This is a genomic window from Paraburkholderia hiiakae (genome assembly GCF_904848665.1).
In the GTDB taxonomy this organism is placed as follows: Bacteria; Pseudomonadota; Gammaproteobacteria; order Burkholderiales; family Burkholderiaceae; genus Paraburkholderia; species Paraburkholderia hiiakae.
The window spans coordinates 38,849-61,529 of the sequence record NZ_CAJHCQ010000014.1 but is presented as its reverse complement, the minus strand read 5'-3'; the positions used below and the strand labels follow the sequence as shown (position 1 = coordinate 61,529).

Annotated in this window: 23 protein-coding genes and 1 pseudogene; 13 read left to right on the top strand and 11 right to left on the bottom strand. The window is 60.4% G+C overall.

What is annotated here, in order from left to right:
* The first annotated feature begins 617 nt into the window (after positions 1-617).
* Together JMY28_RS24605 and JMY28_RS24600 are read left to right on the top strand one after the other, a co-directional pair.
* Positions 618-1,244, top strand: coding sequence for an H-NS histone family protein (locus JMY28_RS24605; RefSeq protein WP_201698503.1), 627 nt, complete (start codon positions 618-620; stop codon positions 1,242-1,244).
* Positions 1,245-1,519: 275 nt separating this feature from the next.
* Positions 1,520-1,759 carry a hypothetical protein gene (locus JMY28_RS24600; protein ID WP_236597017.1) on the top strand — a complete coding sequence of 80 codons (240 nt, stop codon included), beginning with the start codon at positions 1,520-1,522 and terminating at the stop codon, positions 1,757-1,759.
* 52 nt (positions 1,760-1,811) lie between these two features.
* Here the strand turns inward: JMY28_RS24600 and JMY28_RS24595 are convergent, their stop codons facing one another.
* Complete coding sequence (locus tag JMY28_RS24595) at positions 1,812-2,003, bottom strand: hypothetical protein (protein ID WP_201698501.1); 192 nt, start codon at positions 2,001-2,003, stop codon at positions 1,812-1,814.
* A gap of 1,013 nt (positions 2,004-3,016) precedes the next feature.
* On the opposite strand from JMY28_RS24595, the gene JMY28_RS24590 reads away from it, so the two are divergent.
* The 4 genes from JMY28_RS24590 to JMY28_RS24575 all read left to right on the top strand — a co-directional run bounded on the left by JMY28_RS24590 (position 3,017) and on the right by JMY28_RS24575 (position 5,041).
* Positions 3,017-3,346: a hypothetical protein gene (locus JMY28_RS24590; protein WP_201698500.1), complete on the top strand. Its 330-nt coding sequence runs from the start codon at positions 3,017-3,019 to the stop codon at positions 3,344-3,346.
* Positions 3,347-3,800: 454 nt separating this feature from the next.
* Positions 3,801-4,163 carry a toxin-antitoxin system TumE family protein gene (locus tag JMY28_RS24585; RefSeq protein ID WP_236597016.1) on the top strand — a complete coding sequence of 121 codons (363 nt, stop codon included), beginning with the start codon at positions 3,801-3,803 and terminating at the stop codon, positions 4,161-4,163.
* A 1-nt stretch (position 4,164) separates the two neighbouring features.
* The gene (locus JMY28_RS24580; RefSeq protein ID WP_201698499.1) at positions 4,165-4,533 is read left to right on the top strand and encodes an HVO_A0114 family putative DNA-binding protein; all 369 of its coding nucleotides are present in this window, start codon (positions 4,165-4,167) and stop codon (positions 4,531-4,533) included.
* A 187-nt stretch (positions 4,534-4,720) separates the two neighbouring features.
* Complete coding sequence (locus JMY28_RS24575; RefSeq protein WP_201698498.1) at positions 4,721-5,041, top strand: hypothetical protein; 321 nt, start codon at positions 4,721-4,723, stop codon at positions 5,039-5,041.
* A 247-nt stretch (positions 5,042-5,288) separates the two neighbouring features.
* On the opposite strand, the gene JMY28_RS24570 is transcribed toward JMY28_RS24575, so the two are convergent.
* Together JMY28_RS24570 and JMY28_RS24565 are read right to left on the bottom strand one after the other, a co-directional pair.
* Positions 5,289-6,656: a hypothetical protein gene (locus tag JMY28_RS24570; RefSeq protein ID WP_201698497.1), complete on the bottom strand. Its 1,368-nt coding sequence runs from the start codon at positions 6,654-6,656 to the stop codon at positions 5,289-5,291.
* Between the two features lie 510 nt (positions 6,657-7,166).
* Complete coding sequence (locus tag JMY28_RS24565; RefSeq protein ID WP_175198068.1) at positions 7,167-7,469, bottom strand: RNA-binding protein; 303 nt, start codon at positions 7,467-7,469, stop codon at positions 7,167-7,169.
* Between the two features lie 201 nt (positions 7,470-7,670).
* Between JMY28_RS24565 and JMY28_RS24560 the strand changes: the two genes are divergently transcribed.
* Positions 7,671-8,195, top strand: coding sequence for a hypothetical protein (locus tag JMY28_RS24560; RefSeq protein WP_201698496.1), 525 nt, complete (start codon positions 7,671-7,673; stop codon positions 8,193-8,195).
* Here the strand turns inward: JMY28_RS24560 and JMY28_RS24555 are convergent.
* Positions 8,182-8,385, bottom strand: a complete 204-nt coding sequence (locus JMY28_RS24555) for a cold-shock protein (RefSeq protein WP_042293433.1) — start codon at positions 8,383-8,385, stop codon at positions 8,182-8,184. The genes JMY28_RS24560 and JMY28_RS24555 overlap by 14 nt on opposite strands.
* Before the next feature lie 533 nt (positions 8,386-8,918).
* On the opposite strand from JMY28_RS24555, the gene JMY28_RS24550 reads away from it, so the two are divergent.
* A complete protein-coding gene (locus JMY28_RS24550) occupies positions 8,919-9,269 on the top strand; it encodes a hypothetical protein (RefSeq protein ID WP_201698495.1) in 351 nt (116 codons plus the stop codon).
* Between the two features lie 188 nt (positions 9,270-9,457).
* On the opposite strand, the gene JMY28_RS24545 is transcribed toward JMY28_RS24550, so the two are convergent.
* Together JMY28_RS24545 and JMY28_RS24540 are read right to left on the bottom strand one after the other, a co-directional pair.
* On the bottom strand, positions 9,458-9,796 hold the full coding sequence (locus JMY28_RS24545; protein WP_201698494.1) for a type II toxin-antitoxin system RelE/ParE family toxin: 339 nt from the start codon (positions 9,794-9,796) through the stop codon (positions 9,458-9,460).
* The gene (locus tag JMY28_RS24540; RefSeq protein WP_201698493.1) at positions 9,793-10,029 is read right to left on the bottom strand and encodes a type II toxin-antitoxin system ParD family antitoxin; all 237 of its coding nucleotides are present in this window, start codon (positions 10,027-10,029) and stop codon (positions 9,793-9,795) included. The genes JMY28_RS24545 and JMY28_RS24540 overlap by 4 nt, the downstream gene beginning before the upstream one ends.
* 249 nt (positions 10,030-10,278) lie before the next feature.
* Here JMY28_RS24540 and JMY28_RS24535 point away from each other — a divergent pair, with 249 nt between their 5' ends.
* Positions 10,279-10,641 (top strand): hypothetical protein, encoded by a 363-nt coding sequence (locus tag JMY28_RS24535; RefSeq protein ID WP_201698492.1) that lies wholly within the window; start codon positions 10,279-10,281, stop codon positions 10,639-10,641.
* 537 nt (positions 10,642-11,178) lie between these two features.
* Here the strand turns inward: JMY28_RS24535 and JMY28_RS24530 are convergent.
* Positions 11,179-12,066, bottom strand: coding sequence for a beta-propeller domain-containing protein (locus JMY28_RS24530; protein WP_201698491.1), 888 nt, complete (start codon positions 12,064-12,066; stop codon positions 11,179-11,181).
* 848 nt (positions 12,067-12,914) lie between these two features.
* Between JMY28_RS24530 and JMY28_RS24525 the strand changes: the two genes are divergently transcribed.
* Together JMY28_RS24525 and JMY28_RS24520 are read left to right on the top strand one after the other, a co-directional pair.
* Positions 12,915-13,193: a hypothetical protein gene (locus JMY28_RS24525; protein WP_201698490.1), complete on the top strand. Its 279-nt coding sequence runs from the start codon at positions 12,915-12,917 to the stop codon at positions 13,191-13,193.
* Between the two features lie 71 nt (positions 13,194-13,264).
* On the top strand, positions 13,265-14,059 hold the full coding sequence (locus JMY28_RS24520; RefSeq protein WP_201698489.1) for an alpha/beta fold hydrolase: 795 nt from the start codon (positions 13,265-13,267) through the stop codon (positions 14,057-14,059).
* Here the strand turns inward: JMY28_RS24520 and JMY28_RS24515 are convergent.
* Positions 14,056-15,027, bottom strand: coding sequence for a response regulator transcription factor (locus JMY28_RS24515; RefSeq protein ID WP_201698488.1), 972 nt, complete (start codon positions 15,025-15,027; stop codon positions 14,056-14,058). The genes JMY28_RS24520 and JMY28_RS24515 overlap by 4 nt on opposite strands.
* A gap of 840 nt (positions 15,028-15,867) precedes the next feature.
* Complete coding sequence (locus JMY28_RS24510) at positions 15,868-16,485, bottom strand: hypothetical protein (RefSeq protein WP_201698487.1); 618 nt, start codon at positions 16,483-16,485, stop codon at positions 15,868-15,870.
* A 144-nt stretch (positions 16,486-16,629) separates the two neighbouring features.
* Here JMY28_RS24510 and JMY28_RS24505 point away from each other — a divergent pair.
* A pseudogene (locus JMY28_RS24505) lies at positions 16,630-16,944 on the top strand (GNAT family N-acetyltransferase); the annotation flags it as partial.
* Complete coding sequence (locus JMY28_RS24500; protein WP_201698486.1) at positions 16,938-17,414, top strand: NUDIX hydrolase; 477 nt, start codon at positions 16,938-16,940, stop codon at positions 17,412-17,414. The pseudogene JMY28_RS24505 and the gene JMY28_RS24500, both read left to right, overlap by 7 nt.
* A gap of 412 nt (positions 17,415-17,826) precedes the next feature.
* On the opposite strand, the gene JMY28_RS24495 is transcribed toward JMY28_RS24500, so the two are convergent.
* Both JMY28_RS24495 and JMY28_RS24490 read right to left on the bottom strand, forming a co-directional pair.
* Positions 17,827-19,071, bottom strand: a complete 1,245-nt coding sequence (locus JMY28_RS24495) for an NACHT domain-containing protein (protein WP_201698485.1) — start codon at positions 19,069-19,071, stop codon at positions 17,827-17,829.
* 1 nt (position 19,072) lies between these two features.
* The gene (locus tag JMY28_RS24490; protein WP_201698484.1) at positions 19,073-22,354 is read right to left on the bottom strand and encodes a WD40 repeat domain-containing protein; all 3,282 of its coding nucleotides are present in this window, start codon (positions 22,352-22,354) and stop codon (positions 19,073-19,075) included.
* Between the last annotated feature and the right edge of the window lie 327 nt (positions 22,355-22,681).

Sequence of the window (22,681 nt, the reverse complement as noted above, 5' to 3'; positions counted from 1 at the left end):
GTATTCTCCGCGCAACAATCTGTCGTTTGGCAGGTGATTGCAAATCGCGTGCCGCCAGGACACCACGCGACCCAACGCTGCCCATGCCGAGGCAGCGAAGAGGGTGGAGCATGGTTAAATCATGTTTTGCTGGGAGCGGCGCGCGGGAGGCGCCGCGGCTGGCGACCGTCATGAAAGCAGTATAAAACAACCTATGCGCGACACCAGGTTTGCTTGCGCACGTTGAGTCTTCTTTTGTTGCGTTCGCGATTCATCGTGCGGGATGAACAGGCCCATCGCTGACTCAAGACCCATACTTCCCCGACCAACGATACCGGGTACATGTCTGGTTATAGAGAGAAAGCCATTTTGCGGCGCATTAGCATTCAAATAAAGAAAAGGCAGCGTTGCGGGACGCACAGGCAACATCGGGCGTGCATCTATTCCTGAACTCCAGAGACATTCAAACCGTTGCGCGCTGTGCTTTCAATTTGCACGAGCGTACTGATAAAGTCATAATCACGACCGCGACGATGGCGTCAATTCTGACGGGCAGACCGAACTTCGAAGTGCCTGGGAAATTAGCCAGGGAAGTTCCAGGATCGCATGAACGGTAAACCCTACAGCGAGGAATAGAAATGGTTACCCTGGACGCAATCAACTCGAAAATTGCCAAACTCCAGAAGCAGGCAGTGGCGATTGCCGAAAAGCAGTCGTCGGTGGGTCTGACGAAAATCCGTGACCTGATGCACAAGCACGGACTGACTGTCGCTGACATCGAAGGCTTTGTTGCAAAACGACGCGGTCGTAAACCTGGGACCACGCTGGCGAAGGCAGCAGCAAAAGCCCCGGGCGCGGTCGTGCATCACGTTGCGCCGAAATACGCGGATCCGAAAACGGGTGCGACGTGGTCGGGCCGTGGCCTCGCACCGCTCTGGATTCGCGATGTCAAGGATCGTTCGAAATTCCTGATTGAAGCTGGGGCAACGGCGAAGACTGCCGACGCAAAGGCAGCGCCTGCAAAGAAGGCTGCCGCGAAAAAGGCTGCTGCGAAGAAGGCAAGCGTAAAGCGTGTCGCGGCCAAAAAGGCGGCGACGACGGCAGTGGCCACGAAAAAGGCTGGCCGTGCAGCGGCGGCTCCGGCAAAGGGCGCGCGTGGACGCAAGGCCGCAGCACCCGCGAAAAAGGCTTCGGCGCCGCGCAAGGTTGCAGCTAAAAAGGCACCGGCCGCAGCTGCTGCCACGCCTGAAGTCGCAGCAGCGTAACCGGTAACGGGCGATCCAGTCGTAGCTGGCGGGGTGACATGCTGGCCACGCCGCATTCGCGGCCCGCTACGACTGATTACTCAGGTCCCTTCGCGCGTCACCTCACATGAGAGCGGCGCCATGTTTGTAGGTGAGGAAGTGCGGACTTAGGGCCGCGCGCCGTCAAGCCAATGGCTTACCGTTTTGAACTTGTATCTCTCGCATTGCCAGTTGACTGTCCACCTGAAGCGGTTCCTCCGGCGGTTGGTCGGCTGATCTCGGTCGCATGGAATGGGATGAGCCGCGCGCAGCTCGTGGACCGTGCCCGTCGGCTCGACATGCGTGCGTCGCTGCGGGTGCAGCCCGGTATCGGACCGGATGGACTGACGCAGTTCAGGCTCACGCTCAGTTTTGCGAACGGGAGCTTCGAGCTGATCGCTCATGTACGTCGTGTCATTCGCCGACGCACGGGCGCGCGACGCCAGAAACCGTCATTGCCTCCAGCACGCGATATCAGGCAACAGAGCCTCTTCTGAGTTTTGCTGAGGCTGGGCAATAACCCAGATATCAACGATCAAAAGAAGCCTGCTAGAGAATCCTGAGATTGCGAATCTTTCCGATTGTTGGTGAGCGTTCGACGATCAGGTTTGCGATGAACTCCGGCAACAGGGCGCGCGGCACGTTCGCTGGAATATCGATCACGAGCTGCGAAGGCACCTGAACGATGAATTCCTCAGGCGCAGTGGCGAGACTGTGTTCGTAAGCGACGCGAATTTCCATGTTCTGTTGTGCGTCCAGCTAAGGCTGGCGTGTTCAGCAGGAGTCAGTCCTGCCGGGGTAACAGTCAGGCGCCCCGTAGCTTGGATAGCAGGGTGGCGGGAAACCAAGACTCTGAAGCCTATCAACTAGCTCCCTCTTGGGGGAGTGCGAGTCATCGGGCCGTAACAAAAGTGAACGCGATGTGGCCTCGAAAATGATAACACCGAAGGCCGAGCCCCCAACATAAGGGCGAAGGCAGCATGAGTAGCCGAAATCTGACTGGTACGGAAACTTCACTTCGGCGGGGTGGAAGCGATGGCACGATGACAAGGACACGCTAAGCAACTGGAGAAGCCCTCCTCGCCCCGGCGCGAAATCGTCGGAGCAAGGTAGGTCCTATAGACGCTGGATGTACGACGAACTGAAGCTGTTCAACGGCTACAAGGTTCGCTACCAGACAGCGCCGAAAGCGTCCTCAGCACGACAGGTCCCATAAGCGTTGGCATGAAGCAAACAGGAGAGCGTAGTGCCGGAAAACGGCCCGCTGCGTTCGACGAGGCGGGAGCTGGAAACGTGGCTATGGCAGCCGGACTGAGGCGCACTGCGAAAGCAGTGGAATTGCCACCGGAGCCTAACGTGCGCGCGCCAGTTCTCGACCCTACCGTTCGGGGACGTGGTTGCCAGCAGCGCATTGTCCGAGCGTGGGTTGTGGACGCAGTGTAGCGCGGGATACCTTTGACTTCGTTCCGCTGGGCGTTGCTGAATTGCCTGTTGTGAGCGCTTGCGCGCGTTCGCGAGCAATAACAGGGCGCGCCACTCTCGATGCCTCTTTCTTCGCGGCGTACGCACTGTGGTTTGGTCGCCATCTATGGGAACTGGTTACCGTCGGGTTGGCGAGAACTAACCGTATGACGTTTGCTTGCGGTTTTCTCATGCCGCGTGTCTTCCACTGCCTGCAAGCTTTAATGCAAGCCGCGTTGACTGATGAGTGATGCCGGCATGGAAAACTTGATGAGCTACCGTGCGACCTGAAGGTGGCTGTCGTCGGCGCGGGTATCACGCGCGGCCAGATCAACGAGTTTCCCAAGGTGATCACTCGCGCGGACGACGATCTCCATCCTCGTCACGCAGAGCTGGCGATCGTACTCATTTATTACGGCGGTGAGGCCCTCGATCAACGATTCGGGCACATTCCACACTCCGGTGCGGTCTGCCTCGGCGAGCACTTCTCCGAGTCCACGCTCGACACACTCAATCTCTCCGATATCGAGCTTCCCGTGTCCCGCCCGGGTGATGAAGCTCGCGACGATGACGACCTGCGAGACGAGATTGATCAGTGGTCGGTCTGCTTCACCGGTGCGTAGGCGCTCAAGTGCGATCCGTGCACGCAACGCGAGATCCGAGGCTTCCCTGCGGGGCATGGGGAGAAAGAGCGACCTTGCATGTGCACCCGCAGACGGCCGACGCGAGGATCGATAGTTTTTGCTTGACATGTTCGACAGCTGACGAATGGACGAATGGATTTCGGGTCTGAATATTGGGGCGCTTGGCCCGGGGGCAAGAGCATCCGTCAAAACTTGTCGTTGTAGCGCCGGTCGTCCCCATTTTTGTTGGCCGTCCCTCGATGATCGGGCCACAGCTTCTTCGGTCACGCGATAAAAACGCGACTAACGGTCTGCGCATCCTCTCTCCAGGCCGCGCCTCGCGGCGGTATCCGCATCCCTGCGCCATCGGTACAGGCGTGCAAGAGCGGGCGTGTGGGGCAGACAGGAGGCGTTGGCGTCTGTACTTAGTTATGATTCGATGATAACATCCGGTATGACCAAAAAAGACTTCAGCCTGGACACCCTCCTGCCGCTTGATGGAGAGGTGTTCGTAGTCGACGGGGCAGGAAAGTTCTGGGTCAAGTTTGAGGTGAAACAGGTCGATGTATCGCCTGAACGCCCTCATGGACTTAGATACTCCCTGACCTTGCATGACGAGCACGGCGAGCGTCTTCTCGGCTTCGACAATGCTCACCCGGTCACGGAAGGATCGGGGCCAGGCGCACGAACAAGGATCGAGTACGATCACCGACACTCGGGCGAGCGCATACGCTTCTACGAGTATTTCGATGCCGCCGGGTTGCTCGAAGATTTCTGGGCCGCAGTTGAAGCCCTTCTGCAGGAAAGGAGCCATTAAGATGACCAGCACGACCACGTTGAAAGTCGGCATTGCGTCGCTGGAGCAGTACAAGGCCAGGACGATGGCGATCGCGCGAGGCGAATACAAGCCCTCTGCGGACGAACCCAAGGTCTGGTTTCAGTCCATCGAAAGCCTGTCGCAGGTCCTGTCCGAGAAGAACCGTGCCCTCCTTGCGCTGATTGCGCAAACGGAGCCCGAATCTGTCAACGAGCTCGCGCTCAGAACGGGAAGGGCAAAGTCGAACCTGTCGAGGACCTTGAAGACACTTGAGCAGTATGGGCTGATCCATTTTGAAAAGGGACCCGGCCGTCAGATGGCGCCGCGGGCCAACTACTCGGGCGTATCGCTCGAGATGTCCTTCCAGTAGTGCTACGCGGCAGCTGACTTCCTCCTTCACCGGGCATGGGAAGAATGGAATGAGGCGACGGTAGGTGAGCGGATGGTAGAGCCGTGCTGTCAGCCTCAGCCGCGCGCGACGCTCCCGCCTGACCAGCGGAAACGGGGCGCGTAATGCCACAGGTGCGCAGCAGGAAGCATTGCGGGAGCAAAAAACAATGGACGATGAACAGAAGGCAAGGATCGGCGTTATCGCGGGCAAGCTCGTGCAGGAAGCGATGACGACCGGACTGACATGGGAAGAGATAGTCGCCGCGTTTGGCCTGGCCGCGAAAGCGACCGCCCAGGCCGCCGCGAGTGCAGGCGACGCGCCGGCTGATGAATGCGTTGCACGCGCGCGCAGCTGTCTGGAAGATGCCTTCGCGCAGGACGTCCACGTCGTCATTGCGGATGGCGGTGCGCCATCGGGCGACGCCGAAGCCGACGAGAATCCGCTTCTGGCAACTGCCCGCCGTCGTCACACGTCCAGACTCCATTGAACGGTACGCGAACTTCGCGCCGCGGATAGCCTGGCACACGCTGTTCAGTATGCCCAGGGAAACCCGGGAGAAAATCCAGTCTCCGCCATCCCGGCAGCGTCAGGTGACTGACCTCTCCGGTCAACCTGGCGATGCAGGTCGGTGGCAGGTCGACCTGACACGGCGTATTTTTTTGCGTACCGGGACCCGGTCACCTCGATGCGCTTTATGCGTCATGGCGCGAGGGGCCTGGCGCGCTACTACCGGCTCATAGCAGGATCGCCTGCTGGAGCAGTTCCAGCGCTTTCAGTTCGTCCAGGCGACCCGTGCGTGCCTTGCCTGCCAGCGTCTTGAGCAACGCTTCCGCTATTGGCTCAATGCCGTGAAGATTGTCCAGGCTCGTCGCGGAAGCGGGCGCGAGCGCCGCCGGGTTTCGCTGCTGTACTGCGGACGCGGCGAACGACTCTGGGGTTGCCGGTGTAGCTGCCGGGGCCCCGTCATTACTTTCTTCAGGCCGGTGACCGGTAACGTCGGCGGAAAAACCATTTGCGTGATCTTGCGGGCCGACAACGTTCGTCTCTTTTTCTGCGGCGACATCCGCCGAAACAGATGACCTGCTTTCCGGATCGGCCGCCCGCGTGCGCTGCGTACGCGTCTTCGCGCCGGCGGGTTTCACTACCACGTCATCGTTTGTTGCGGACGCAACTGGTTCGGGTAGTCGAGCGGCTGCGCGTCCGCGCGAAGCAGGCGCAAGCATGCGCGACACCGACGCTGGAATATCGGCTTCAGAGCGCGGGGTGTCGAGCCAGCCAGCGGGCAAGCCAAGCCGTTCCGTGAACCGGTTTGCCTCGACAGCGTCCAGGCGCTTCTTGCCATGCAGCCGGTGGGCCATGTTGGAGCCACTCAACTCCATAACCACACCCAGTCTTGCTTTCGATCCGTTGCGACTCGTGAGAACGTGGAGGTTGGCGCGTCGGATGTTTTCTACGTCGGCGCCATCGTTCAGAGCCAGCGACTGCTGCTGGGCCGTTTCAGGAGACGTCCTGTCTTTTGCGCGCGAAGATTTTCGCTGCGTCTGGGTTCCGGCCGCTACGCCCGGAGTATTCTTGACGGCTTTGGACGTACCGCCAGTTGCTTTCCTGGGCATTTGTGCTTCCTCGGACAAACTGTTTTTAAGAGATGGTTGCGGGTCGACGCTCAGGGCAGAAGCCGGCTCAAGTGCTTCGGGCGCCGCGTCTGGTCCATCGTCGGCTTGAATAAGGTCGAGTGGCGACTTCAGCCGGGCGATGGTCTCGGCTGTGAGCCCAGGATTGGGCTGGTCAAAAAAGCCATGCGGCAGGCCGAGCGTAGTTTCCATATGAAAGGCGGTCTCGGGTGTGAACCTCTCGCCCTTCAACAGTTCGGCCACGCGCGTCATGCTGGATTCAAGTGCGATGGCAATATTCTCTGCGCCTACCGAATCGACCAGAAACTGGAACGACCGTATCTTGAAAATGGAGGCGGTCTGGGCGGAGTCCTGCGCAGGCGCCTTCACATACGATTGTTTCGGCCGGTTGGGCTGAGATTTCTTTTCGTGGCGAGGTTGGCGTTGGACGCTGTCGCGGGATCCCGCATATCGCCCGCGGGCTTGATTCATAAAGTAGGGCTCCATGCGATCGTTGGTGTCCGGCAGGTGTTTATTATAGACGCGGCGATGTTGGTATTTGATACGTTATTCGCTCCATGACGCGTAAATGTACGCGCGGGTGAGGCTGGCGGGCACCTTGAAGTACCAGCTCCCTGAGAGTGGATATGAAATGTAGAGGATAACGAATGAAGTCCCGCAGGAATTTCAGGTAATCATTCATGGATCCGCGATGAACCCGGCGCACTGGTCAACGGTGCCGACGGCAAGCCGATAACCCTTTCAAGGCAACGCGCGGCATTCTGATTTCACAGAGTCGGCGCTTCGGCGAATGGAGCGGGGGCTCTGATGACCTGCTCATCACGCTGGCCGCCGTCGACCGGCAACTCGACGACTCGATCCTGTTCGAGCGCAACGTACTTCGCCTGACAAGTCCTTGATGAGGATTTTCAGTATTTGGGAATGGACAACATACCCGGCAACGTCAAATTTAGGTTTCCCGAAATGGTCATGCTTCCGGTGTCACGACGGCGCGAAAACGACCGCGCCGCGATCCTCAAAATGTTTGAAGCTCCGGATGAAACGGTATAGCTGTCCGCCGATCTCCAGCCGGTTTCGTCCAGCGTGGGTCTGCTCAAGAATCTCTTCGGCCTGGGTTGCGGCAATGTTCCCGTGATATCTCAGGCGATCCTGATCTCTCCTGGCATCGCCAACGTACATGGCACAGACGTCATTGCATTTCTGCATCATGATCACACTTCCGCCGGAGTTCAGGGACAGCTCGAGATACTCGGCCAACGTCAGAAGTGACTCAGTCGTCGTCATGGCGATTCCCCTGAAAGCACGGCTCCCGGCATCGATCCACTGGGTGGTGGCATCGACGGGCGCCCACCGAGGATAGCGCCGCGCATTTCCGGCACTTGCCTCCTCGCCTGATTCAAACAATCTACGCGGCGGACTGCGTCACGGTCGCCGCGATCATGCACGGGACCGCGCGGGTTCACTACGCATGCGTCGCGAGGCGCTATGGGCCACCACATCGGTGGGCAGTCTGGCACGGTGAGTGCGAATCGTCAGAAAATTATCCTGCGACAAGCACCTGCCATGGCGACCGGCATGTTTTTGATCGTAGTGCTTCTGGTCGGGGAAGTCGATTCGTCGAGGACCGTGTTATTGCTGCCGCGGAGTTCAACCGTCTTCCTTCACAGGATATCCGCTGTTTTGCCGGGCGATGATGGATCCGGGCGGCGTGGTCGAAAGCGCGGTATTAACGCTACCGCAAACGCGCGCTTCGCCCTGCGTCTTCACGCCTGTGGCGAAACGCTTGCACTTCGTCAACGATCATCCGGAGAATTGATCGATGTCGCGAGGAGGGCGCACCAGGACATCGTGTTTCGCACAAAACTACTGTTGACGCTCAAACAGCATGGCGCGGACATGTGCCGGATGCCCATCGCTGCATTAGAGATTGATGCACAGGGCGCAAGAAAAACTGGCCCGCAGAGCGGGCCACACATCGGGATGCGACGCGCGCAGGTCAGGCTGGCTTGATATTTGCAGCCTGCTTGCCCTTCGGCCCCATCTTCACATCGAAGCTTACTTTCTGGTTTTCCTGCAGCGACTTGAAGCCTTCCGTCTTGATCTCGGAAAAGTGGGCGAACAGGTCTTCACCGCCGTCATCCGGGGTGATGAAGCCAAAGCCTTTCGCATCGTTGAACCATTTCACAGTGCCAGTTGCCATTTTTTGAATCCTGTCGATGTTGAAACCTGAAATCGCGAGAATGCGGCATCGCATGGAGGCGATCACCCGCAAGGGACGACTTTTTACCACGCCGGGATGACACCTGCCAATCAGCAGGTCCACGGACGGCACAGGGTCCGGCTTTCAGAGGCCCGGGCCCGGTGCAGTCATTCGTCGTTCTAACCCTTGACGGTGGCACCGTATGATTGCCGCGCGGCAATCGCGATCTACCCTGCAACCGGGAGTCTCAGCGAAGCCTGCAGGCTGCGCCGCGAAGACTGATTCTGAAATGGAGCAGGGAAGGCACTTGAGAAGAGTCGCAGAAACATCGACGCATTGCGGATTCCTCCGTCGCCACACGCGAAAGCCCGGTCTCCGTCACCATTTTTGTGCGGTCCCGTCCCGCACATTCCCGCGACGAGCAAACTGTGGCGCGCAAGCGGCCCTAACCAGTTTTGCAGTGCCCGCCCGGAGACTGGGGAGGCCCATGTTACCCTTGGTCGACGCTAACACCAGCGAGGCCGCGCTCGAGGATGAACGATACATTCGAGTTTTCTCAGGATTTCGAGCCGTTCCTCGAAGACCTGCCGAGAAAGGACTGGCAGACAAAGTCACTCGATTGCGCCATGGCCGATTACTGGGTGGCAAGCGATGGACTTGTCGCGCGTCGACAGTTTCTGGGTGACGGTTACTTTGCCAGCAACACAGCCTCCTTCACGGCTTATTTGTTCCACTTCCGGAAAGGCGTGAGACTTGACCTGAAAGTGGTTGTCGCTCACGGTCGCATCCTGGAGCTTCGGCGAGAGCGCGAACCCGAAGCGGGGGAAGTGGTGGCTGAGTGGACTATCCCCGTGCCGGGTCCCGACGCTGAACGTCGCAAGTGACGCGGACCGGATCGTAGAAGACTGGAAAAAAGGCTGGTAACCCCCTACCTGTGTAACGAAAGGCGGCTTCAGCGTAAGCGCGTAGAAAGGGGCACGGCCGTCAAATGGTTTTCGAGCCTCATGGTCGGAAAATGAAGAAGCCCGCGAGCCAGATGGCTTCTCGCGGGCCTTGTGCCGTGCAGTTTGTGTCAATGAAACTCGCTGTCATCGCTCAACAGCCAAGCTGGAATATCACGCTTGCCGTTGAGTACGCGCCAGACCTCGACGTGATCCTTGCGCTCAATGTAAAAGATCAGGTGCGGGTAGCGATCGAGAGACCATGAGCGCAGGCCCGGTATGTCCAGTTCGTACGAGTAACGGAGTGAGCCGATGTTGGGGTGTTTGGCGAGATGCGCGTAGGCCTGCTCGATTTCCGCAATGAACCCGAGCGCTGCCTGTTCCGAGCCTTCGTCAACGAGGTAGTGTGTCAGCTCGTCTTCTACGTCCTGCCTGGCCAGCCGGGTCGGGATGACGGCCTTGGCCGTCATTTGCGCGAAGTACGTACGCGGGCGCGCAGCGATTCGAAGTAGTCGGCGTCGGCCGGATCTGCGAGGCCCGAAGTCGCTCCCTGCAGGATCATTGTCCGCAGGCGCTTGCGATCCTGATCCTTGCGGATTAGTTCGCGGACGTATTCGCTGCTCGTGCCGTAGCCGCGCTCGCCGACCTGCTCGTCGACATATTCCTTCAGCGAATCGGGGAGGGAGATGTTCATCGTGCTCATGTGAACCAGTCTATCAGGCCTTGGCAAATTTTGCCAAACTCATCTCCTGGTGGATGTTCAGGGGTGGCCTGATCGGTTCAAGTAGCCTTAACTGGCGAATCTTTCCGGGAAATCGTGCGGGCGGCGATGAACTGTCCCCATGCGATCCGCCGATCGGTGCGGTAAAGTGATCTGGCCGTACGGCTGCGGCATCAGGAGAAACCAGCCCCGACAATCGGCCCTGCGGGCGACCTACATGGCGGAACGGAAGTGGCGAGACCTCTGGATGACGAAGCACGCACCGAGTTGCTGTGCTTCCTTGTGGTCGGCCAGCTCTTTGCATTCGCCCGCGAGGGCGTGTGGCTGCGCACCGATCATCTGATCGAATCGGCACAGATCTGGCTGGCCTCGAACGGCGCAGAATGTGACTGGCTGGAGCGGGCAAGGCTCGTGGAGGCATCTCGGGTGATCGCCAGGCAGGAAAGCGAGGTACCCTTCTCGAAAGACGATGCGGATTTGCACAGACTCTTCAATCTACGAACCGGTTGGTTTCTGGACTACCGTTCACCTGTCGTACAACGGCTCCATGTGCGCTGCATATCTAAAGGAGTCCTGATTATCTTGCTGGAATGAAGCAGATAAGGACGGATGCCATGTACGCGCAACACGGCTCACATGAGTGACAAGCAGACAGGCGAGCCAGTTCAACAGGGCTCTGGTTCCGCCAGGACAATTTCCCTTGAAGCCGTAGTCTGGTTGTCCGTCCCAGTTCGACCCGTTTCCGTCATCCAGCGCCCGACGTCATAGCGGCGGAAATTGCGCACATGTCGGACACCAAGCTCTTGAAGGCAAAGGACCGGCGACGATACCAGGTCCGCGACTCATCGAAACTGTTGGAGTGAAACCGCGCCTTCCCTGTCAACACGGGGACGTGATCCGCATTGTGTATCATGGTCTCCTGTTGGTGGTCCCGCGATGCGTGCTGTCCGGCAGGATTGCGCGTGGAGGCATTTCCAGCATTCGTTATAGGTGAATATCATGAGCAACCCTACGCGCGTGGCGCGCGCGTCGGTGTGCGAGCGCACGCATGGCACCACGCATTCGGCTGGTCAGGTGCACAACAGTGGAGGACAAGATCAGTCTGCTTCGTTGGAAGTTTAAGAACCTCATTTAGTGTGCTTGTACCGGCGTGAGCATGCGCACATCACTGTTTCCGTCCTCGGTGACGTACAGGTTGGCGTTGGCATCCATGGCAATCTGCGCTGGGGTATCGAATAGCGCGCCCGAACCGGGGCCGTTGGCCGTACCCCACGTTTGACCCGGCTGGCCGGCGAGCGTAGATACTACACCCGCAGGCGTAATCATGCGGATCTCGTTGTTGCCCCGATCAACAACAAACATGTAGCCGAGCTTGTCGACGACGATGCCCGCCGCGCCGTACTGGATCGCTGCGTGAAGCGGGTCGTACGGGCCCGTAGACCCAAACGACGCCACGTTGCCTGCTCCATCTGCCGAGCCCGCGCTACCGGTGCCGGCCACCGTCGTAACGGTCCCGGCCTGCGTAACCTTCAGCACCTTGTGGGCGCCGAAGTCCATCACGATGACGTTTCCAGACGGATCCACCGCGACGCCGGTGGGCCAGGTGAACGTCGACGCCTTCTGGCCGCCAGCGAGCGTGGTAACGGCACCCGCCGTGGAGATCTTGCGGATGGCGCTGTTCCCGCCGTCGGCAACGAAGATGTTGCCGCGCGCATCGACCGCCACGTCAACCGGCTCGCTAAAGCTTGCCGCCATGCCCGTACCATCAGCGTTACCTTCGGCGGACGACCCTGCAACGGTCGAGACAGTGCCACCCGGTGTGATCTTCCGGATCACGTTGTTGCCACTGTCCGCAATGAGCAGATTGCCGTTCGCATCGAACGCCATCCCCTGGGGCGCATCGAACAGGGCCGAGGCGCCTTGGCCGTCCGCATACCCCGCGCTCACACCGCCTGCGAATATCGACATCGCGCCCGCTGGCGTGAACCGGTAGATTGCGTTGCCGCCTGCGACGTACACGTTCCCGCTCGCGTCCACTGCGACCCCCGCAGGCCCGCATACCACCGCCTGAGCGCTGCAGTTTTCGTCAAGGCGGACCCCCCCCGGCGCGCAGGTTCCCAGGGTGCTGCAGACCGAATTGGTCGCGACGACGGAAGGCTGGACCACGGTGGCCGGGCCACCAAAATTCGACACCTGTGCCTGCGCGCTCGCCCATGGGTCTGGTGGGTCATTGGCGGGCGTCGAGGCGCTCTGGGACGTGGCGCCAGGCGGATCGCTTCCGCCACCACCTCCGCATGCAGCAAGCAGCACAGCAACGACAGCCGCACCAGCGAAGGTATTGAAGTGACACGTGAATCCTCGAGTTGATCCTCTCCTTCCGTGGTTAGACATTTTGGTCTCCTGATTGGCATCCGCTGTACACAAAAGTGGTACAGCGCCTCGGGGCGCAGTAAACGTTGCATTCACAAACAGTTGGAAGTACGCCTGGACCGGCGCGAAAGACCGCACCGAATTGCCAATTAGCCACGCGGATCTAGCATTAGCAATAGTGCATTTGCATCCTTGCTATTCTTTTTTGGCGGCGATATTGAATCGCGCGAAGCAGTCGCGCGTATCTGCTTTCGCCGTCGCCGGGATTTACCTGAGTCTGAGGTCACCGCAAACATCAAGATGATGTCCGCGGATGGGTGAATCGAACGATGACCTCGCTGAAGTTGCCCCGCAGCATGATGCATTTGCATCATTGCCCGCGCCGCCTGAACGCTCCACCATTTCTCCATGGCGCCAGGGTCGTCACCCTTCGGCGCTTGCCCGGCCTCGTCTCGCGCGAAGCTGCCGCAGCACGAGGCCTGTCTCTGGAGACGTCCATGAAGATCCTGACTGCCTTACTTCTCTCACTGCTCGTTGCCGCAAACGCCTCGGCGCAGGACAACGCCGCACAGCCCGCAGCGCAGCAGGCGGCACAGGCCGAAGCCGGACCCGCGCCGGTGGCGGCCGCCGACCCGCCGATCGCCGCAGCCCCCGGCGCCGGCGGCCCCAAGACCTGTCACGCGCGCGGATGGAACTGTCGTCTGGCAGACCAGAGCCTGGATGTCGGTGCACACTGCATGTGCGGCGTTCATCCCGGTAACGTCTGGCCGAACTGAAGCGAAGATGCCCCGACGACACCCGGCTCTCGCAGCGATAGGACGAATTTGAGCAGCCCACAGGAGCGAACATGGACTCATCCCCTTCCACCCTGTTCCTGCATGGCGGCCCGGGGCTCTCCTCGATCGCAGAGCGTGAGCTCTACGGCCGGACGCTGCCGATCTACTGGTGGGACCAGCCACGCTCGGTCGTCCTGTTCTCACAGCCCTTCGCGGCGCTGGTCGAAGCGGCCGAAGACGAAGTCCGCGCGCTCGCCGAGGCGCAAGGCCACCCAGTCGATGTCATCGCGCATTCCTTCGGGGCGCATCTTGCACTTCATCTGGTGGCACGCGCGCCGGAGCACATCCGCAACCTCTCGCTCCTGGCTCCCGTCTACGACCTGGGCGACGCGTTCGTGCGGCTCGGCACACGCCTGCTCGAGATCGTACCCACCTCCGCACCGCTGCTCGCCGCGCTCGAAGAGTTCAAGGCGAGCAGTGATCACGTGCGCTTTGCGCGGCTCGCCTCGCAGGTCACAAGCTTCGCAAACTTCTTCGATCTTTACTGGAGCCCCACCGCCGACGCGCGTCGCCGGTGGTACCTCGACCTGGTTGCGCACCAGAACGTCGTGGATTCGCGCGCGTTCGAAGTCATCGTGCAGGACTTCTGGGCCGCACAACAACCCTCACCACCCTCGCCCAGCCGCCCGGAATCGGTGCAAATCGTCTTCGGGCGCCAGGACCCGCTCATTGATCTTGACGCCGAACGCCAGACCTGGCTGCAGTTCTTTCCGTGGGCGCAGTACAGCGAGGTCGATGCCGGCCACTTCGTTCATCTGGAGATGCCGGCCGCCCGCTGGTGGCCTCATAGCCCAACGCTGAACTAGAAACCCGCTCGCCGAAACTCTTCGGTCAGTTCTGCGTTGTTGTGCACACCCACGCGATCGTGGATTGCCTGCAGACGATTGCGAACCGTCGCGGGCGAAAGTGCCAGGGTTTTGGCGATGTCCTTGTAGGTCAGACCGGAGACTACGAGCTTCGCCACTTCGAGCTCTCTGGGCGAAAGTCCGTCGACGGGCATGCGTGCCCGGGCCCGCACAAAGACCATGTCGTGCAGCACATCGATCCAGGCAATCACCGCGCGCCCCTGGAACCGCGCCAGCGCGCGCGGATTGATCAGCCCCACAAGCGCAGCCGGCAAGGCGTGATGCATCAGCGTCGGCCATTCCTGGCGCAGCAGCTCGCGAAACCCGGGCTCCACGAACCGGAAATCCCCCGCGAAGTCGCTGATCGCGAGATGCCACAAGGTCCCACCGGCACGCGGGCGAATGCGCTCCATCTGGAAGGTAAGACTCGTGTTCAGTGCCTCCCGCAGATGCGGAAACACGATCTGCATCATGCTGCGCTGAGATTTATCAAACGGCTTGTCAAGGTACGCGCTGTAGAGCGAGATGGCCTGAAGTAACCCGTGTTCGCCCGTCCTGCACACAACAATCAGCCCGTGCATGTGACGATACTCACGGACGTATTTCAGCATGCCCGGATCACGATTACGGGCGCACATGTCATGCAGCTGAAAGTTCGTCACCGTGTCGAGATGCGAGAGACACCAGGTGGCCGCTTCGTCATTTTCCCTCACCGCGTCGTAGTCTTTCAGCGTGTCCGGTGAGTCGTTGTACAGATAGGGCGAGTGGTACGCCGCTCCGCGTTCATCATGGCGAGTGGTTCCCCAGCGCGCCGCGTCAAAAGGCACGACACGCTTGAGCAGGCCGAGCGCATGCGCCTGGAAGTCCTCAAAGGGAACCTCTCGGGCTGCGCAATGCAACGACAGGAGAAAATCATTGAGCTCGTGCATGGGTGCCTCCGTTATTGATTCCAGCTTTCCCCCGGCTGAAAACGGCAAACACCTGCATCGATTCTTGTTGTTGGTCTTTACGTTGATAGCATAAATTTGACCGAACCCCAAACTGTTGGGCGCCCGATCTTACAACTGTGCGCAGAATCCTGAAGTAGAGGACATGGCAGCACTTCCGTCAGAACAATATGAGATGTCAACGAGGCGTGCCGATCATGTCGATGCCGAAGTCTGTTTGACCCGTATGCCGGGATCGCACTGAACCATCATTACCGACAAACTCGTCCCAGGGCAGCCATTCGACTTGCGGCGCCGCAGATCACGCGAAATTCGGCATGTGGATCAACTGGGCGTCGGCGTCAACAGCGTTCACATGAGTTGATCAGCGTTCGATGCAATGGCGCTCACAGGAGAGATGGAAGGGCTCAACCGTAGCTGGCCCGGATGCCTTCCGCGTATTGAATGGCGGTTTGCTGATGCGGATCGGTCGCCTGACGGTCTGAACTACACGGCGAGCGATTGTCGCTTCATGGCCGAACCCGGAATTAGGGGGGCGCGGATCCGAGTATCGAAGGCGCCGTGGCCTTGACCTTCCGTAGACGACCCTCAACAGGCATTCGTTGCCAAGTCTAGCGAGTGACCGGTGAGGAGTCCACAAGAGACGGTTGTGTTGCTGCCGACGCCGTTTTGAACCGGTTGACGACGCGTCGATGATCCGGGCAGCGACCTCGCGAATACAATGGGCTGGTTCAGGAGAATCTCGGCATCCGGATCAAAACGGCGTCGGTGACAACACATACCTCGCAGCCAATAAGGAATGCGAGGTATAGCGTTTTTGGGTTAGTGCCAGCGACCTCGACCGCCCCAGCCACCACCCCAGCCACCATAGCCGCGATAGCCACCGCCGTAATACGACGCCCCTACCGTAATCACCGGCTGCACGGTGGCATAACTCGCGTACGGATAGACCGGCACGTACTGCGCGGGTGGTGCGTAGACTTGCTGGACGACAGCGGGCGGCGCGGCATAGCCCCGCGGCGGTGGCGGCACATAGTCCGGCGGCACGCCGGCAAAGCCTGGAGGCGGGACGGCGATGGTGCCTGGCGGCGGCGGTGGAGGTGGCTCACTGGGATAGCCCAGCGGATCATGCGACGACTGAAGTTGGGCCATGTCGGCAGCGTGCTGCGCGGCGAGTGCTTTCGCCATGCGTTCGTCGTCGGCCTTGCCGCGGTTAATGTAGCCGTTGCGGTAGGCGCGCGCGACGTCGCTCATGCGCTGGTTGGGGTCTTCCTGCGCCCCATCCGCATTGACCTGATACACGCTCGGGTCCACGGCAGCCTGAACGGGCGCGCCATTGGCATAGGCCGCCTGGGGCCCATCGGCAAGCGCCAGTTGTCCGTGAATGGCCAGCGCAAAACTGACCATGGCCAGTGCGACCTGCGTCTTGTTCTTCTTCATGCCGCGCCTCGCAGCCAAAAGGTTGTTCAGGGGAGTATATGCGGCAGTTTGCTCACGCGATAGGAAACATTTACAGGGCCACCCTGACGGCCCGGAAAAATTCGCGCGGCGTGCGTACCGAGCACGATCTCAGTGATATTCACGTTTCAGGGTGCTTATCTCGCCTACTATGGAATGTGTGACTTCGCCAGGAAGGGGCTGATGACCGAGGAGGTGCGGACCGCCATCGGCCTTGCTTTCCACGATTTCGGACTGCATCGGCTGGAGGCGAACATTCAGCCAGGCAATCAGGCGTCCATCGCCCTAGTGCGTCGCCAGGGATTTCAGAGGGAGGGAGTTTCGCAGAACTACCTCCGAATCTACGGTGAATGGCGAGACCATGAACGATGGGCGCTGGTCTTTGATCCCGAAAGCGCCGTAGTTGAAACCACGCAACGCACAGGGCAACCGATTTGTTGATTCATCGCACAGGTGTTCGAGCTTTGCTTTTGACGCCGGACCACGAAGTCTTGCTCATGCGACTCCGTCCTCCGGACGGCTCAGCGTGCTTCTGGATCGCGCCCGGCGGCGGAATCGAGAAAGGGGAGTCGGTCGAAGGGGCCTTGCGGCGCGAACTGCGTGAAGAACTCGGGCTCACCGACTTCGCATGCGGCCCGCTCGTGTGGCGGCGGCATCACACGTTCGACTGGGGACCAAGAAGGATCTCCCAACGCGAGGAGTACCGAATCGTTCATGTCAACCGCTTCGATCCCGTCATGTCCGATCCCGTCGAAGCGCAGGTGCTGGATTGCTTTCGCTGGTGGCCTGTCGACGATCTCGCGAAAACACCGGAGCAGCTGACACCCCTCAGCCTTGCGACCATCATGCGGTCCTATCTGAACGATGGGCCGCCGAAAGACACACCCGGCGAAGAAGTGCTCGTCGATTAGCGTGGGCGCGCTAACCGTGCGTCGCTCGGCGGGCGCATTTCGACCCACTCCGGTCATACGCGGCTGCGTTAGCACGACGACCGCTTCCAAACTGGGACGGCCATTCGCGCAGCGCGACCATAAAAAGCGGTGGCAATGGTCGGCTTTACTGACATCGGGCCCACGATCGATTCCACAGGCAGCGAGTCTTTCAACACAATCAGAAGTACCTCCGAATTTGATTGCACTCCCGGAGGTTGAGGGGACCGGAACGTGGCCAGTTTGCAGCCTGCAATTTCGCTGCAGTACCCGCTTCTGCTGGCTTGCAACCGGATCTGGTCGCGCCGGCGATCCTTCTTTACGCTGCCCGTTATTGGCCGTCCGCGGTATCAGCGCACACCGGGCCGAACGCAGAGCTCGGGCTCTGTGCAAATCAATGAAGCGATGCTTCGGGCCAAGCGCCAGGCAGCCCCAGCGCTCTCAATGCCTGCTTGAATCCCGGTGCGGCATCTGACTTCTCGATGTCTTGCAGCAGGGCGTCGCGAGCCCGTTCGGGCAAGCTGGCATAGTGAGCTGCTGCAAGCTGCTCGGCAAGCGGATGGTGCACGAAGTCTATCCTGTGCATGGCGTTGACCACGCGCGTATGAAGCAGCCCATACTGGACCAGTTGCTGGATTAGCTGCGCACCGGTCAGCTTCTCGTAGTTGTCGGTAACGAATGCAGAACGCGATGCCTCGGAATCCAGCAAGCCGCGCAGGTAGGGCTCATCCACCGCATGTGGTGTGAACGAGCTTTCGAGGCAAGCGAAAGCCGCGATGCGGCAGGCTCGAAGCAGATCCTCTTCGGTCGGCGCGGAGGCGGCGGGTTTGCGCAGCGACAGCAGGTATTCCTGCGCCAATTCCAGCAGCCCGGAGGGCAGTTGGCCTGCCTCCATGAATCGGCGCAGTGCAATACGCGCGAACAGTGGGCTGATCCCCCTGAGGTGCGCGAACGACTCGATCGCATCGAGCGCGGCTTCCAGCTGTGGCCGATCCGGTACATAGGTGGCCGCCAAGTCGCGCAACGCGCCGTGATCAAGATTGCCCAGTTTCTTTGCGGTGAAGTGTTCTGACGGTGAGGGGCTGCGGCTCGTGACCACGAGGTTCCTGACCCTGCCTGATCGGGCGGTCTCCTCCAGTTCTTCAACCGCACCAGCGCGCTGCAGTTCCGAGAGCCCGTCCACAACAAGACCAATCGCACCAGACGCCAGCATGCGAGAGACTACCTCCGCCGGCAAAAAGCCACTCGTGCCCACCTCCCCGATGCAGGTGGCGACGTACGACTCGAGCGAGCCGCGCCATCCAAAGTCGACCAGCACTGGGATGAAGCAATCCGCCGCGTTCGCGCGCCGGGCCAGCTCAAAAGCTAATGTGCTTTTTCCGGTGCCACCCGCGCCCCAGAGCCAGAGCAGCAAGCCGCCGCGCTGTTCGAGCGAGTCTCGGATGACCTCCTCGCCGCCGAGATCGACGTAGGTAATGCGCTGGCGGACGGCTTCACGGGACTCGAAGGCAGTGGCCGCCAGGTGTTGGCGGTTTCCGTTCAGCCAGGCCGCGATCGGGCGGCCGGAGCGGCCGAACGCTTCGACCAGCAACACGGTCTTGCCGACCCATTTGACGGCTTTCGCGATGTCGAGGGCCATGTCAGGCGCCCTCTTGGAGTCGGCTCATGCTGTTGGCCGTCCACGAGCTGGACAGCTTCAACGACCAGACAAACAGCCTAGCCGGCGCGAAAACCCAAGCCACCGCCATCACGAGGACGAGCGCCGAGTAGAGCGCGACCGCGATGACACCCAACTGCTCCAGGAAGCTCAAGGATACGAAACTGGCCCTGGCGAGAGAGATTTGCCTCGCCAGCAATTCCCTGACCCTCACGGTCCACTGATCGCGTTCGAGCAGAACCGCATTGACCGTGGCCATCGAATTGCGGGAAGAGATGGTTTCCGATGCGCTTTCCTTCGAGGATTCAATGGCCGCCAACTGAAGTGCGGGGCGCCCGGAAACGCCGTACCAGCCGTCAGCGCTGGCCACCATGGCCCCGTCGGCGTCGAGGATTGCCCGCCCGAGCTCGGCCTGGTCGCTCAAGCGGTAGAAGAGAAGCTGCCCGTCGGCAGTACCGGCCACGAGCATGTCGCCACGCATGCCCACGGCTTGGATGGGCTGCCCGACCGAGAGCCTTGCCAACAGCTTGCCGGCCTGGAGGTCCCACACATTTAGGTCCCCTCGCGAGTCGCCGGACACCAGAAGCTTTCGCTTGGGATCGAATCCGAATCCCGACGGCATACCGAAGGTCTTCTGCGACAATATTTGGCGCCAGCCACTCCCCTCCCGCTTCATGACGAGGACACTTTCATCGCACGAGTAGGCCACAAGATCCCGGGACAGGAAACTCACCGGCTGAAACCGCAAGTGTTGCACACAGCTTTCGGGCACGATGATGCGTTCGGTCTCTCGAAGCGATGGTTGCAGCACGTGGATTTCCTGCCCGACCATGACGGCGATGCCTCCGTCCTCCAAGGGGAACAAACCGGAGATGCGTCCCGGTGCCTTCCAGGGAGCCATGGCCTTCGCCGACGCGCCTGCGCTATCCACCGCCAGCCGCGTGACGACGTCGCTCCCGTAATCTGCGCCCACCACGTAGATCGTGGAACCGTCTAGGCTCCACCACAACTGCCCCGAAATGCCATCGGTCGGGACTGTCACGGCCTTCCTAGGCGAATCCGCCGGCCAGACGGTCACATACCCCACCTGGCGGATCGCTGCGATCGCATGTCCGCTGGGCGACGCGGCGATCGACTCCACGCTGCCATTTTCCGCTTGCGCAGGCACAGGCAAAAGGCCGCGCTGGAGATCCCAGCACATGGGGACACTGTTTGAGGAACCGCAGACCAGGTAGGCGAAGCTAATCGCCATGGAGGAGAGACTGACGCTCGAGGAGCTCACTTCGGTGAGCAGTTGCAACCCATAGCGCCAGACGAGCACCGAACCGTCACGGGTTCCGACCACTGCTATCGCCCCGTCCGGAGAGACCGCCGTTGCCCTCGCTTCCAGTCGCCCCGCTGCCCACGCGCTCGCATTCGAGCTGTACCTTAGTTTGGGGGCGGCGCCGCCCTTGCGGTCGAGCACGGCCACGGAACCGTCTTTCATGATCAGCAGAAGAGCCTGATCACCCTCGATGAACTCCGCCGTGTAGATACCTACGGGATCGTCCATGGCGAATTCCTCAATCATCGTGCCTCTCGTGGCATCCCACACCTTGGTGCGGTCGTCCGAACCCACCGTCGCCAACAGGTCGCCTTTGGCCGAGAAGGTGATTGACGTGACGAGATTCCTGCCATGGGGCTCATGGATCTTGACGCGGTCCTCGCGGTCCTTGAGGTTAGCGATGATGATCATTTGCTCCTTCTTGTCGTCGAGGTCGTCGTCAATCATGAGCGCGACGTGCTGGCCATCCGGCGAGAGGCGAAGCCGTGTCACGGAATCGGCTGTGTATTCGTGCACCGGACCGGCCTTGTGCCTGTCCCATAGGCTAACGACGCCGAATGTGGAGACTGCGGCGAAGGACTTGCCGTCGGGGAAGAAGTCCAGCGCAGTTGTCTGCATGTTGGCGGACAAATTGCCCGAGGCACGCTCGGATACTACCCCCCCGTAATAGTGGCTCTCGGAAGCCAGGGTCTTGGCATCCAGAACATCGATCCCGATGCCGGAGCTCGCCAGCGCGATGGCCGAGCCGTCCTTCGACATCGCGAAGGTGTAGACCTCTTTGCCGGTATCGACTCCGACAGGCTCCACGATGCCCTCCGCATCGATAAAACGGATTTTTCCTCGGGCCGTCGCCGCCACGATGCGGCCTTGCGCGATCGCAATGCCGCTTATGGCCTCGGTTGAGCTCAACCGAACCGGAGGGTCGGCTTGGCTGAAACCGAGCCGGAAGACCTGGAGGTCCCGGGCATAGCTGGGCACGACGTAGACGGTGGCACCGTCGGCGGCCACCGAGAATTGGGACACCTCCTGCCGCAGTTGCCTAGTTTCGCCGGTGCGCAGGTCCCACAGCATGAGCCCGGCGAATGAGTCTTGGTAAAGAAGCCGGTCGCCGGGGCGCAATAAGGCGACTGCCCGGGCTGATGCTTCCAGTTTGCGGAGGAGTTTCGGCTTTTGCCCGGACCGGAACATCTGCTCCAACTGCCCCGTCTCGAACAGATACAAGCCGCTGAGCACGGCCAGAGCAAAGCGGCTGCCGTCTTCCGCCAGGGCGAGCGTCCTGATGCCAAACAACTCTTCGGAGAATCGCATCCGAGGCAGTGGCTCGGCGCCGGTCAATTCGATCGCGCCGAGTGTTCCGTCGCTCGAAGCCGTGATGGCAATGTTCTTAGACAGGACGAGGCTCGTCACAGGTAGGTCGTGCTTGTATGCGTTCAGTTTGCGCTCTTTGCACCGGGCGTCCCAGAGGTGGACAGCACCCCGGTTATCGGCCGCGACGACGACGTTTTGTGCCTCGGACGCTTCGATCTGGACGATGACAGCGTCTTGGGGCTCTTGAGAACTGTCAGCGTATTGAGGCAGTTGAGAACGGCACAGCAGCCGGCCTGTTGTGTCGTAAAGCTTGATCTCTCCGTGGAACGTACCGACGGCCAGCAGCGGCTCCTCAGCGCCTCCGTCATTTGTAAGCCGTAACGTGGACGCGGTGTCACGAAGGGTCAGCACTCGTTCGAGGCGGTTACTGTCCGCGTCCCACCGCCAGAGCGAAACCTCGCCCGAGTTCCCAAGGTTTGCGACATAGCCCTTCCCACGCTGGGCGGCGTACAAACCGGCGCTGTCGCTGGGAGCTAGCTGGGGCTCGAGCCTTGGTGGCGTAGCATGCGTCGATTGCAGCGCCATCCAGCCCAGCAAGGTAATCAGCAGGACCGCCTGCAGACGTCGGACCACTCCGCCTTGCGACCGGATCAGCGCAGACGATCTCCGTCTTTGCCTCAGAGCTATATCCATGGCCAACCAATGTTTTTCTTACGGTCGTCTGATGTTTCGAATCCTGCATCGACCACTTCATTCGACTACGGCGCACATTGACTCGCGACAATTTTTGACGGCACTTTGAGAATGATCAGTGCGATGCCGAACAGTAGCAACACTAGGTTCCTAGTTCGCCGGATGACTCGATGGTCGCGCCGGACAATGGACGAAGTTGGCCTGGTCATGACTTATCGGACTTTGCGGGCGGCTTAGGACCGCATGCTTTCTCGCAGCTAGAGCACA

What these genes read in the sequence shown, in the direction of transcription:
- JMY28_RS24605 (WP_201698503.1), top strand. Translation starts at nt 618, where the DNA reads ATGGTTACCCTGGACGCAATCAACTCGAAAATTGCCAAACTCCAGAAG.
- JMY28_RS24600 (WP_236597017.1), top strand. Translation starts at nt 1,520, where the DNA reads ATGAGCCGCGCGCAGCTCGTGGACCGTGCCCGTCGGCTCGACATGCGT.
- JMY28_RS24595 (WP_201698501.1), bottom strand. Translation starts at nt 2,003, where the DNA reads ATGGAAATTCGCGTCGCTTACGAACACAGTCTCGCCACTGCGCCTGAG.
- JMY28_RS24585 (WP_236597016.1), top strand. Translation starts at nt 3,801, where the DNA reads ATGACCAAAAAAGACTTCAGCCTGGACACCCTCCTGCCGCTTGATGGA.
- JMY28_RS24580 (WP_201698499.1), top strand. Translation starts at nt 4,165, where the DNA reads ATGACCAGCACGACCACGTTGAAAGTCGGCATTGCGTCGCTGGAGCAG.
- JMY28_RS24575 (WP_201698498.1), top strand. Translation starts at nt 4,721, where the DNA reads ATGGACGATGAACAGAAGGCAAGGATCGGCGTTATCGCGGGCAAGCTC.
- JMY28_RS24570 (WP_201698497.1), bottom strand. Translation starts at nt 6,656, where the DNA reads ATGAATCAAGCCCGCGGGCGATATGCGGGATCCCGCGACAGCGTCCAA.
- JMY28_RS24565 (WP_175198068.1), bottom strand. Translation starts at nt 7,469, where the DNA reads ATGACGACGACTGAGTCACTTCTGACGTTGGCCGAGTATCTCGAGCTG.
- JMY28_RS24560 (WP_201698496.1), top strand. Translation starts at nt 7,671, where the DNA reads ATGGGCCACCACATCGGTGGGCAGTCTGGCACGGTGAGTGCGAATCGT.
- JMY28_RS24555 (WP_042293433.1), bottom strand. Translation starts at nt 8,385, where the DNA reads ATGGCAACTGGCACTGTGAAATGGTTCAACGATGCGAAAGGCTTTGGC.
- JMY28_RS24550 (WP_201698495.1), top strand. Translation starts at nt 8,919, where the DNA reads ATGAACGATACATTCGAGTTTTCTCAGGATTTCGAGCCGTTCCTCGAA.
- JMY28_RS24545 (WP_201698494.1), bottom strand. Translation starts at nt 9,796, where the DNA reads ATGACGGCCAAGGCCGTCATCCCGACCCGGCTGGCCAGGCAGGACGTA.
- JMY28_RS24540 (WP_201698493.1), bottom strand. Translation starts at nt 10,029, where the DNA reads ATGAGCACGATGAACATCTCCCTCCCCGATTCGCTGAAGGAATATGTC.
- JMY28_RS24525 (WP_201698490.1), top strand. Translation starts at nt 12,915, where the DNA reads ATGAAGATCCTGACTGCCTTACTTCTCTCACTGCTCGTTGCCGCAAAC.
- JMY28_RS24520 (WP_201698489.1), top strand. Translation starts at nt 13,265, where the DNA reads ATGGACTCATCCCCTTCCACCCTGTTCCTGCATGGCGGCCCGGGGCTC.
- JMY28_RS24515 (WP_201698488.1), bottom strand. Translation starts at nt 15,027, where the DNA reads ATGCACGAGCTCAATGATTTTCTCCTGTCGTTGCATTGCGCAGCCCGA.
- JMY28_RS24510 (WP_201698487.1), bottom strand. Translation starts at nt 16,485, where the DNA reads ATGAAGAAGAACAAGACGCAGGTCGCACTGGCCATGGTCAGTTTTGCG.
- JMY28_RS24495 (WP_201698485.1), bottom strand. Translation starts at nt 19,071, where the DNA reads ATGGCCCTCGACATCGCGAAAGCCGTCAAATGGGTCGGCAAGACCGTG.